The sequence below is a fragment of the Brevibacillus laterosporus genome, assembly GCF_030489605.1.
In the GTDB taxonomy this organism is placed as follows: Bacteria; Bacillota; Bacilli; order Brevibacillales; family Brevibacillaceae; genus Brevibacillus_B; species Brevibacillus_B laterosporus_E.
Genome location: NZ_JAUKFY010000002.1, coordinates 409,312 through 419,762, shown reverse-complemented (window position 1 = coordinate 419,762; position 10,451 = coordinate 409,312). Strand labels below are relative to the sequence as shown.

General features: G+C 36.0%; 8 protein-coding genes and 1 pseudogene. 2 read left to right on the top strand and 7 right to left on the bottom strand.

All coding sequences use genetic code 11. The features are described 5' to 3' along the window. Positions 1-152: 152 nt before the first annotated feature. The 4 genes and pseudogenes from QZ995_RS03690 to QZ995_RS03675 all read right to left on the bottom strand — a co-directional run bounded on the left by QZ995_RS03690 (position 153) and on the right by QZ995_RS03675 (position 5,444). Positions 153-515 (bottom strand): hypothetical protein, encoded by a 363-nt coding sequence (locus QZ995_RS03690; RefSeq protein WP_301803163.1) that lies wholly within the window; start codon positions 513-515, stop codon positions 153-155. A gap of 367 nt (positions 516-882) precedes the next feature. Beyond that, a pseudogene (locus QZ995_RS03685) lies at positions 883-1,035 on the bottom strand (Tn3 family transposase); the annotation flags it as partial. Between the two features lie 218 nt (positions 1,036-1,253). After that, the gene (locus tag QZ995_RS03680) at positions 1,254-2,096 is read right to left on the bottom strand and encodes an arylamine N-acetyltransferase family protein (protein ID WP_301803161.1); all 843 of its coding nucleotides are present in this window, start codon (positions 2,094-2,096) and stop codon (positions 1,254-1,256) included. Between the two features lie 2,655 nt (positions 2,097-4,751). Continuing rightward, the gene (locus tag QZ995_RS03675; protein WP_301803159.1) at positions 4,752-5,444 is read right to left on the bottom strand and encodes a hypothetical protein; all 693 of its coding nucleotides are present in this window, start codon (positions 5,442-5,444) and stop codon (positions 4,752-4,754) included. Between the two features lie 403 nt (positions 5,445-5,847). Here QZ995_RS03675 and QZ995_RS03670 point away from each other — a divergent pair, with 403 nt between their 5' ends. Continuing rightward, complete coding sequence (locus QZ995_RS03670) at positions 5,848-6,537, top strand: VOC family protein (RefSeq protein WP_301803157.1); 690 nt, start codon at positions 5,848-5,850, stop codon at positions 6,535-6,537. Positions 6,538-6,812: 275 nt separating this feature from the next. Further along, the gene (locus tag QZ995_RS03665) at positions 6,813-7,238 is read left to right on the top strand and encodes a VOC family protein (RefSeq protein WP_301803152.1); all 426 of its coding nucleotides are present in this window, start codon (positions 6,813-6,815) and stop codon (positions 7,236-7,238) included. 201 nt (positions 7,239-7,439) lie between these two features. On the opposite strand, the gene QZ995_RS03660 is transcribed toward QZ995_RS03665, so the two are convergent. The 3 genes from QZ995_RS03660 to fabG all read right to left on the bottom strand — a co-directional run bounded on the left by QZ995_RS03660 (position 7,440) and on the right by fabG (position 9,835). After that, the gene (locus QZ995_RS03660) at positions 7,440-8,054 is read right to left on the bottom strand and encodes a LysE family translocator (RefSeq protein ID WP_301803151.1); all 615 of its coding nucleotides are present in this window, start codon (positions 8,052-8,054) and stop codon (positions 7,440-7,442) included. Positions 8,055-8,067: 13 nt separating this feature from the next. Beyond that, positions 8,068-8,508, bottom strand: a complete 441-nt coding sequence (locus tag QZ995_RS03655) for an Lrp/AsnC family transcriptional regulator (RefSeq protein ID WP_301803148.1) — start codon at positions 8,506-8,508, stop codon at positions 8,068-8,070. 547 nt (positions 8,509-9,055) lie between these two features. Further along, entirely contained in the window at positions 9,056-9,835 is a 780-nt protein-coding gene (fabG, locus tag QZ995_RS03650) for a 3-oxoacyl-ACP reductase FabG (protein ID WP_301803145.1), read from the bottom strand. Positions 9,836-10,451: the final 616 nt, after the last annotated feature.

The window sequence follows — 10,451 nt, the reverse complement described above, 5'->3', positions numbered from 1 at the left end:
TCAAAAAATAAATTCTTATATCAGTAGCATAAGAAGAGTTTGTCCACAGTCTGAAAGAGCCTTATAGTTTTTAGAACAAAACTATAAGGCTCTTATAAAGTAATTGTTATTTTACTAATTAATTCTTAAATTTTTCTTACAAACAAGCTTTATTAATTCGTTGCATCAACTTTAGAAATTGAGTTATCTGGAGCTAGATAGAACTCATTTGGATGTCCGGGATTTTTGATTTTCCATTCAGATTTATTAGATACCTGAACTTTGTCACCTTCAGCAAATGTTTGGCCATTATTTGTTTTTACAAGAACTATTTCACTTTTTCCTTCATTCATATTGTATTCAACAGAAATCTCACCCTTATATGCATCTATTACTGTTCCAACTATAAAGTTTTGATTTTGTACTTCACTCATTTTAGAAATAGCACCTTTGGAATTAACATCTGCAAAAGTATTAGATGAGTATGACAGTAATGTTCCTGTAACCAGCGCTGCTGCAATAAATTTACGTTTCATAAAATATTCACCTCTTAGATTTATTACGAGATGGTGAACTACTGGTATCCCCACCTCGTAACCATTATAGTTACATGTAGATGTTACCGTCAATAAAAAACTTACAATTTTGTAAGGCTTAGGCTACACCCTCGATCTTAAACACCTTACTCAATGTACTATGAATACTATAAAATTGAATATAGATATCAGATATCTAGTATTTAATGAAATAAAAAGAATGGGCAACTCTACATTGAATACGGTAAAGTCACCCATTCTGACTAGTTAAGTTAAACGCGGAAAACATACGCTTAGCAAAATTCGACATGAAAAAATCCAATTTTCCTACTCTAAGGAAGTTCGGCTTTGTCATTAAATGGTTAGGAGGTCTCAATGCTTTTATATTTGTCGTCTTGCTTATATCGAAAGAGTATTCTCCAAGAAAATTGATATGTTCCCAGCCCAATGGTGATATATGCTTCATTAACTCTTCCTTAAATAGTCCTTTTCCCTTTATTACTGTAGTTGCTTCTGTTAATTAAGAGGCTGTGGAGAAGTTTTCCCCACAGCATGGAAAAAGCACTCTTTCGAGTGGTTTGTGATACTACATAAGAAGTTCTGTTTTTCACTCTCAAAACATATTGCAAATAAAGTGTACCAACGTCTTCAATTGAAATTATTAAAATGCAATTTTATTTCAACAAATTTGGCTTTAAAGTGGTAGAGAAATTTTATATGAGTTGGTTTAAGATTAAGCTAGCCACTTTCTATAGTTTTATCGAGGTATTTATTCGGAACAATATTAAATACTTCTGTAAGAATCTGATGATACTCTTCTTCATTTATGGTTCGTTTTCTTTTTTTGCCTTTTTTGGTTTCTGTAAAACTTCGTTTAGTAAGTGAAATATGTCCCCCTTCAATTAATTTACAGATAATACATCCTTTGTTAAATGGAGATTCTGGGTGCTCTACAATAATATTTTGTATGACATTTACTTTATTTGTATCTATTTCATCTAATGTAAATGCATATCCAGTGCGCCATGTATTTGTAGGTTCAGAATCAAGGAATTGAGCGCTCTCCCCATTTTCTCCTTTTTTCATTTCTAGTAGGTAGGTTCCTTTTTCAGTATTTTGTTTACGAATACGGTATTTTCCTGTTTGAGATGAGATGACTTCCCCGCTAAATGGGACTGGATATAAAGGAAGATGTGAGGCAAACCCCCCGTCTATAATGTATTTCTGATTATTATAGTTTAAAATAATAATCACATGCCCATCATCAGGTTTCCACTTACCACTCCCTAAATCGTAGACCGTACCAGATACTCGATAGACATCAAATCCACAATCAATTAAAAAATAATATAATAAGGAATTAAGCTCGTAACATAGTCCTCCGCAATGGGTTAATAGTAATTTTTCTTGGACATTCTCTCTAGAAATTTTTCGGATATTCTTGTCCATAACGTCTAAATTTTCATAGGGTAGTACATATCCCATTTGCAAAAGAATTCCATGTAAATCTTCAAAGGTTACATCTTCTTTTGGAGATATCTGTAATCGGGAGAAAAAATTTTTTTGTAATTCGGTTAACATTGTATACCACCTTCCATTTATAGGTAAATAATCCATTAATTATATGTTACACCTTTAAAATATATAATCAAGTAGGGGTATCATCAGTATTTTGCTCTTTTACATCGTTAAGGATAAGAAGTCTTGTGTATCAAGTTTCCCCAGTTTGTCCTAATAGAGTAACCCTATTGATACAAGAGTGAAATCTTGAGCACAAAGATTTCACTCTTGTATGATATAACTTGTCTCAAATATCTTAACGTTGTTAAAACAGTATATTTATATCGAGGGATAGGCTTATCGTTGTAAATCCGCATTTCCTGACGCTATCCCTTTAACGTATAGTTGGTTTTGCCCATCATTCGGGTTCCGAAATCCGTCGCGCTGTGGTAGTTTCCTACAGAAGCCCAACGATGGGCAAAATAAAAAGACGCTTAGTTAAGCGCCTTGAAATTTTTTATATACTATTATTGCTCCAACAATCAGAAATAGTGGCCGTCCCAATTCTATAGCATAAGATAATATTTGCAGGGGATCTAAATTTAATTCTATCATCGTACGCCTCCTAAAAATAACCTTTTCTAGTAATACGCTGCGCTATTCTAAAAGTTTCAATTTTTAGAAGAAACCCTAATGAGTTCTGTCTTCGAAAATAATGAGGTACTTCTCAGTTTCAAAAGAGTTGGCCGTTTCATTTCTATTCAACTACTTAAGTTTTTGTTTGCTCCCGAACACACACCTGTTTGCTACACAAAATCTTATACCCCGCGCAGCTGACCCACACGCATCTATATCACTCCAATAGAAAAACCACTCTACTTTGCGAGTGGTGTCAGCGGCGCTGGTACTACCCCAAGTATGAAGTACATTTTCTTGTCATACTTTTAGAGATTCTAAGGTTATTAAACCCCCAATTTCTTCCTCAATTCTGTTCTGTAACTCTCTAATTCATCAATTGACTTACATGCTGAACCATTCATATGATCTACACAATTCTTTTTAAAAGATGTTAATATCTTAACATCATCCATACTTTGAATAGGGTCATCTAAGAATAGCTGGTCCCACTTACTAAATTGCTGGGTTAGCCCTATCCCTAAAAATATGCTAAGTGCTAGAATATTTAATTTTGAGCAGAACTAAATATTTGGTCTAAAAAAATGCCTCCTGAGGAATCTTTAATATTGATCCCTTTGTTTCTTTCCTCCATTCTTATTTCTTTGAAAAATGGATGAGGATTAATGAGCTTATATATCCAATTCATCAAATTGTTGTCTGAAAGTCGCTCCACAATTAATGCTTGCTGGATCCGATAGGTATTAGCATAGATTGTTTCAGACTGTGTCTGATAAAGGACTAGCTCATCATGTGTTCTTTTTTTGTCAAAAATTCATTCTGATTGTTAACATACGACTCTAATAGATCTTCATGTTCATCAGGAACTTTGAGTAGTAGAATATTATCAACCGCGTCCTTAATGTTACCTATTTGTTGTATTCGTTGATCATGTATGAAGAATTCTTTTTCAAATAGTGAGTAATCTTCATAATATATTGACACTGCTTCATTCTCTTTCAATGATTTCAATCTATCATTAACCTCGTCTATATTAGGAATTACAGAAAACATTCCTTGATTAATGGCTTCTTGATTCCAGTTATCAATCCTTTCATCTGTTTGGGCTAGTGTTAAAGTAATTTTTGAATGTGTAATAATTTCCGATGCGTTTAACTCAAGTGATTCTTTTAGTTTTTGAGCTATCTCATTATAGTTATGAAGGCGTAGCTTAATATCCTCATTTTGTCTGGAAATGTTTGAACGTTGATCTATAAGGGACTGTAAATTTACGTAATAGTGGAGATTAATTCTTTCTGGGATTTTTTGAATGCTATAACGAATTTCGCTACTTTCTCCCTTATCACGGATAATACAGAATCATGGATAATTCGCTGTAAATCAATTTCTTTTTGTTTTAACTCATTCAAATTTCCTAACAAAACTGATTCTCTTTCGTTACCAGATGACAAAGTATAGTCAATTATATTTAACAGTTTATCTGGTATGTCATCATCAATATCGGTCAAACTAGAAATATACATCAGATGAAAAGTTATCGTTTAGGCAAACAGCACAATGTGTTATTTTAGATCGGTGTTTAATAATGTGATCTTTAACTTTTTCTAATACCGATGAGTAATCTGAGTTCAATTCAGAAGATAATCTGAATTGCTCTTCAATTTGAACGCGCTCATTAACAACCTCAGATAACTGCATTTGAAATGACATATACTCTGATTTAAGATTGTCTATTTCTAAGAATAGCTCATGATGTAATAACTCAGTTCCAAAAATTGTGGAACAATGATCTTCGAAATATTTTTTCTCCTCATAAAACCAAGCCCAAAAATTATCGGTTGATTTTTGGAGACAAATCTTCGAGGTTTGTTTCTAAAGTATTTTTGTATGGAACTCTCAGTGTCTCGACAGTTTGCTTTCTTGTTAAGATATTCCTGTGATGTTCATCCAATGTGGATAGTTTTTGCTGATTTTCTAACCGTTGTTCCTCCAAAAACGTAACATCAGTGGTTTGTAAAAACTCTAATTGGGATTTTGTTCTTTCTAGTTCTACCTTTTGTTCTAGAAGATGTATTTGATCCACCTGATCTTTTACACGGTCTATTCCTGACGTGCAGATACGAAACTCTGTTCTCGCTGAATGATCATTGCCCTTTTTAGAGTAAGTTTCTTTAAATAATTTGGGCATTCAGTCAGGGTTATTTGAGTCGATGGAATACCTTCACTAACCGAGTCCATTACTCCATATTCCCAAGCAATAACCTTAAGAGCATCAAATCGTTTTGAAAGTTCCTGAAGATACTCTTCAACGGACCCAAAGTTAAGTAATGAAAATAACTCGGTGATTTGAGAAAGATTTTTCTCATGTTCTGTGATTTCTGTAGCCAATTTTTTAATATTGTTGTCTAATCGAGTTGAATTCTTTATGATATTGCTTTTCTCAAATATTGATTCAATCTCACGTAAGTTGAGCAACCTTATTAGGGCGCTTCGACGTTCAGAAGGCTTATTAGAACGGAGAAACTGATTTATGTTTTCTTGTCCCATGAAATGTGCATTTATAACCTGCTCCTCCCATTTAGGCTCAGGTTTATGTACAAAATATTTTGCCAGTTCATTTGAGGCTTTGTTTCGATTTTCTACACTATCACAAGTATAAATAGTAGGCTCTGAAGCCCCTACTTGAATCGTCAATAAAGATTCGTATCTACCATTATTACTAACCAACAGAAAATTACAATTTGTGGTTCTTTTAATTTTTAGACAGTTGTCAAATATCAGTTGAAACTTCAACACACCTGTCTCGTCTTGCCGCATCAGATACATTGATCGGATAAAATTTTAAATAGTGGCTTTGCTTTAATGTTGGAAGATCATAAACGTCTCTTTTTAATGCGCAAGTCTTGAAATACGATTAAAAAAACAGTATATATGAACCTAATTACAAGGGTCAAAAAGTACAAAACCAGTAACTAAAAAGGTAGACCTGCTCTTTTGTAAGAGTAGACTACCTTTTCACATTTTTTCAAGCATAAAGCATCATGGTCAAACTATGGTAGATGTTTCGAATATTATGATTCATGGATCTGGAAGTATTCCGGGAATTGGAAAAAGATATGAATAATGATACGAATCAATTAAACTTGAATCAGATTATCCTTCCAATGAAACAAACTCAAAAAAAGGATGTGTTTGCATGCGAATCATGGAAATCGTACTACAAACGAATCGATTAGAAGAAATGAAGTCGTTTTATGGAGGGCTGTTATGTTTTCCTATCGAGCAAGAGTCTGCTGAAGCATTTACAATTACAACTGGTGAATCTAAAATCACTTTTCAAAAAAACGTTTCTGATCTAGGTGCTTATTATCATTTTGCTTTCACGATCCCTTCAAATAAGCTGGCAGAATCAAAACAATGGCTTCAACGCAAAGGCATCTCTTGCTTTTCTACTGACAAACAGGATCAGTTCTTTTTTCCTGCTTGGAACGCAACTGCGACCTATTTTTATGATCCAAACGGTAATTTAGTTGAGTTTATTGCACATCACTCCTTACAAAACCCCTCTGAGGCTGTTTTCAGTGAAAACAGTATCCTTTATGTCAGTGAAATTGGCCTGCCTGTTCCTCATGTTGCTGAGAACTCCAAACATATCTGTGAAGCATTTGAACAGGAAATATGGCGAAGGGATGAGAAACAATTTGCTGCCGTTGGGGATGTAGAAGGATTATTTATTCTTATTGAAACGAGCCGCCTGTGGTTTCCAGATGAAAGAATACCTGGTGTGTTTCCAACTCTTGTGAAAATCCAAAGCGAATCAGACAAACAAGTACAGCTTAATGATTTGCCATATCAAATATGGAGTACCGCGAAGGTGCCTATGTAAGAAATATAGCAACACATGTTAACCTACTAATTATTTTCCTTCCTGTTGACTGCGATTTACTTCTGATTTTTCCGAAATGATCTAACCGTGGCATTATCATTTTTACACCCCAATTTACAAACATATGTTCTTTGTTTTATAATCACATTAATGTTAATAATGAGATATAGGGTTCGTTTCTCTGGTTAGCAGCACTCAGAAAATAAGCCTGATCAAAGCAGCAAACAGCATTGTAGAAACGATAAAACATGCAAGACCAAAGGAGCTGGTTCGAAATGACATTGAAGTTGATCCCTTATTTAGTGATGGACGGGAATGCCAAAGAGGCTATCCAATTTTATGAAAAAGCCTTACATGCCAAAGTCCTTTTTAACCAAACATTTGGTGAGATGCCCGAGAACCCTGAATTTCCTATTCCTGCAAATGCAAAAGATCGAGTGGCACATGCAATGGTTAAAGTTGGCGAAACTGACCTGATGTTTTCAGATACATTTCCAGGTCAGCCGCATCAAATAGGTAATCAAGTCACTATCTGTATTACAACAAGCAATAAGGAAGAGTCTGCACAAATTTATGAAGCCCTGCAGGAGGGTGGTCAAGTGAATATGCCACTTCAGGAAACTCATTTTAGTCCTGCTTACGGTATTGTAACAGATAAGTTTGGAGTTACCTTCCAAATATACACAGAGGGCAAGCAATAATTTATCGCTAGTCGCCCCTCTCCCATTTGATCCAAAAACTTCTTGACAGTTCCGCTTTCTACTCATATGTAGCTTATAAATCTCGTGTTTGCATGAATCTCTTCAAACTTCATTTTTTATTTTCCCTTATGTTGTCCATGTTCATTTATGTGTGGAACAATGAATGAAACGGCTCTGCATCAGAGCCGTTTCGTCCGTTTTTTACTCAACCGTTTGTTTGAAAATCATTTTTACAGCAAAATAGATAAATACTATTCCCACTGTGATATTCAGCATCTGAACTACGAAAGTTGTAACGAATACACCAGCTAAACTGCCTACGAATGCCACCAGAGTTAAAAAGAATACTGTTGCAAATAATGCTCCAACGCCGAATACATAAATATCTTTCTTCTTTATATTATCTTCTATCACCTTTGTTGAAAATACACCTGCCCAAAAAAGTATAGTGAGAGGGTTTGAAGCTGCCAGAATAATTGAATATACAAATACGTTTTTTATGTCCCAAAAGTATACAATACTTAAACTGGACAGGAAATTAGTTTCAAATAAACTTAACACTAGGTTCAATCCCAACATAAATAAGACGGCGGCGCCGAATAGTCTAAAACCAGACTTAATCTTCCCATTGTCCATAACCGTTGCGATTCCCAGAATGGCAGCCAGAATAAAAAGGCCGTCAATGAAAGTAACTCCGAGTACTCCTGTTATAGCTGTGAAAAATCCTTGTAATGCCGATATTTGAAATATAAAAATACAAATAGGACCTATGGCAAATTGCAACATCATTCCAAATTTAAACCCGTTTACAAGCATGGGGATTACCTCTTTAGATATTGACATTTTCTTTTAAGGAAGAAAGAGAGATTATAGTATTGCTTTTAAGCACACCCTTTATGTTCTTTAACGTTTTAGATATAAAATGTTCCAAAGCCTGCGTATCTTCTACAAGAACTTTTAATAAATAATCGTATTCACCCGCAACGTGGTGGCATTCTAAAACAGAGTTGCATTGAACAATAGCCTTTCTGAAATCTTCAATATGTTCGGTTTGATCAATATTGACAAAAATAAAGGACAGTAGCTTGCAATCCGTCTTAATTCGATTGATTTTTATTGTGTAGGCTTCAATGATTTCCCCTTGCTCCATTTTTCTAATTCGTTCTAATACTGCAGGAATAGAGAGACTTACTCTTTTACTTATTTCGGAAGCTGTCATTCTGCTGTTTTCTTTCAAAGCATCTAGTATCGCTAAATCAATTGAATCCAAAACTAATCACCCCATAACTTAAAATACAAATAAAATTATATTACAAACTTAATTTTATTTATTGTATTTTTAAAAAATCATTAAATATTTAAGTTATTAACAATTGGATATTTGATTTATAAATTGAAATATGGTAAATATAACACTCAACTTAAAAAATTAATGTCAAAAGATCATTCGTACATGAGAATCACCAGATTTTGCTACCCCTTCTCTCACATCTACCCTTTTAGCACCCTTAACTTGATGGCGATGTGACGGGATCCCTTATTATCCCCAACTAATTTTTCAAGACTTTGGAAAGAATCTGCGGTAATATAGGATACTTATTGGTCAACCTCCCAGGCCCCTACTTCCACCTTCACCTTCACAAAAAAGTGGACATAACCGTTCCTTTAAAAACGGATGTCCACTTATACATAGGTTATGATGATTACATGAGCTCGGCAAGCAGAGGGTTCATGATGAAATGTTTCGCTTTTCAAAAGACAAAGACATGCGCCTGCCTTCTCTCGGGGTATGGATATGGTGTCCTATCGTAATCGAATCAGGTTTGCACCATCGCTTCCAGACTCTCTGGAATAATCTGACCGCCATCAACGATGATGGTTTGGCCCGTAATATAACCCGCCTCCTTCGAAGCCAAAAAAAGAGCGGCGTAAGCGATATCTTCGACGCTTCCGAGCCGCTTGAGCGGGACGGATGCCGTCATCGCCTGCAAATAATGATCTCCAAGGCCATCCAAGCCTTCCGTCATTATGTTGCCGGGCATGACGGCGTTAATGGTAATGCTGTAACGCGCGAGCTCGAGCGCCGCACTGCGCATGAATCCAAGCTGAGCGGCTTTGCTTGCGCCGTAGTGCGACCATCCGGCATAGCCGGTGACCGGTCCCGTAATCGAAGAGGTAACAATGATCCGGCCGTATTCCGCCTTCTTCAGAAAGGGCAGGCAGGCTTGAAGGGAAAACAGAGTGCCGCGAGCATTCGTGTTCATCACCTGATCCCAATGCTCACCGGTCATCTCCTCGATCGGCGCATTCGGAAAAATACCTGCATTGGCGCACAGCACGTCGATCCCCCCGAAAGTACCGGCCGTCTCGCTAGCAACACACTTCATCGACTCCAAATCGGCGACATTGCCCTGGAAGGCATGAGCAATGCCTCCCTTCTTCCGGATTTCCTCCGCGGTTTCCTCCGCTTTCGTCAGGCTGCGTGCGACGACCGCGACTTTCGCCCCCTGTGCGGCGAAGGTTCTCGCAATTCCTTTGCCGATTCCTTTGCTGGCTCCGGTTACTACGACCGTCTTATCCTTCAGTGGCGTCAGCATGTAGCAGCACTCCTATTCTCTGTTATATAAGTTGCATTTTTCCATTGTTTGGATTCCTTTTCCATCGTACTACAAATCCAAACGTGGAGGCAACTTAAGCAGCCTTTTTTCATCTAGCGAAGGAACGGCACTGTACCAATGGGCCACATCAAACTTATTCTAAAATAAGATAATTTGAAATATAACAGACGGACTTATCCAGGCTGGATTGTAATGCCTGATGAAATTCGAAGAGACAATGTTGAAAGAATTCGTTACTTTGGAAATGTTTTCATAGAGTATATAGATTCTTTGGAAGACATTGATATGTAAGATTTCTTAAACGAAATACTATCGTGTTACGAAAAATTCTATATACCTGGGACCCACATAATCGTTTAAACAAAAAACCTACTTGAAGGCAAGCGGTGATTGTTAGTAAAGATACAGTTAAAGGTTTAATTGCTGTTTGATCGTTTAAAAACATGTATACACCAAACCCAATCAAGAAAACAAGAAACAGTACCTCTACATATATATTTTTTTTGATGTCGGTTTTTTTTCTGAACATGATTCCTAATAGTAGCACAATCAACAGGATACCTACTGTGTTAACGATATTGAAAAATGAAACAAT

Excerpts from the sequence above, each read along its gene's own strand:
- QZ995_RS03690 (WP_301803163.1), bottom strand. The coding sequence starts at position 515 with ATGAAACGTAAATTTATTGCAGCAGCGCTGGTTACAGGAACATTACTG.
- QZ995_RS03680 (WP_301803161.1), bottom strand. The coding sequence starts at position 2,096 with ATGTTAACCGAATTACAAAAAAATTTTTTCTCCCGATTACAGATATCT.
- QZ995_RS03670 (WP_301803157.1), top strand. The coding sequence starts at position 5,848 with ATGCGAATCATGGAAATCGTACTACAAACGAATCGATTAGAAGAAATG.
- QZ995_RS03665 (WP_301803152.1), top strand. The coding sequence starts at position 6,813 with ATGACATTGAAGTTGATCCCTTATTTAGTGATGGACGGGAATGCCAAA.
- QZ995_RS03660 (WP_301803151.1), bottom strand. The coding sequence starts at position 8,054 with ATGCTTGTAAACGGGTTTAAATTTGGAATGATGTTGCAATTTGCCATA.
- fabG (WP_301803145.1), bottom strand. The coding sequence starts at position 9,835 with ATGCTGACGCCACTGAAGGATAAGACGGTCGTAGTAACCGGAGCCAGC.